The sequence below is a fragment of the Streptomyces sp. RP5T genome (genome assembly GCF_003933965.1).
Lineage (GTDB): Bacteria > Actinomycetota > Actinomycetes > Streptomycetales > Streptomycetaceae > Streptomyces.
The window spans coordinates 1-648 of record NZ_RSAJ01001235.1 but is presented as its reverse complement, the minus strand read 5'-3'; the positions used below and the strand labels follow the sequence as shown (position 1 = coordinate 648).

Genomic DNA, 648 nt, shown 5'->3' with positions numbered 1-648 from the left:
AGTCCTTGACCGCCCGGCCGACGATCTCCTCACTGCTTCCGGCGCTGTACCCGTTGGCCGTGTCGAGGAAGTTGACGCCGCTCTCAAGGGCCTGCCTGATGATGTCCCGGCCGGCGTCCGCGCCCAGCGACCAGGGCTCGCCACCCCGGTCCGGCTCGCCGAAGCTCATGCAGCCGAGGGTGATCGCGGAGACTTCCAGTCCGGTCGTTCCGAGTTTGATGTATCGCATGCTTCGGAACCTAGGAGTTGGAGTGCGCTCTAACGCAAATTCGGAGGCGTGGGGCATGCGCGCCCTGTCAGGTTTCGACCGTTTCGGCCAGACATACCAGAGAACCCAGTAGTAGCGAGTAACAAACTGTCAATTCTCGGCCGAGCGCGTGGGGCACTACTCAGCCCTCCCGATGGTAACCCGCCCTCGCGGGTCGGTCGCCACTACCGATCATCGCTCGATCGCTAAGAGGTTCCGTTGGTCCGAGCGGCGGTATCGCGGCGCTCGCGACGGCGCCCCTACCCGCGGCATCTCTAAGAGGTCCTAACAAAGGCGTTGGACGTGCCGGTGGGTGATGAGACAGGTGGCGAGGCCGAGGAAGGCCTCGTGGATGTCGTCGCGTCGCTCCCAGCGGATCCGCAGTCGTCGGAAGCCGTGCA

At 64.7% G+C, this 648-nt stretch carries 1 protein-coding gene and 1 pseudogene; both read right to left on the bottom strand.

The window, feature by feature from the left end:
• Window positions 1-229 (bottom strand): aldo/keto reductase (locus tag EHS43_RS45605; RefSeq protein WP_185806696.1); only part of this gene is annotated, 229 nt, incomplete at its 3' end.
• A gap of 303 nt (window positions 230-532) precedes the next feature.
• Window positions 533-648, bottom strand: a pseudogene (locus EHS43_RS45600) (IS5/IS1182 family transposase); the annotation flags it as partial.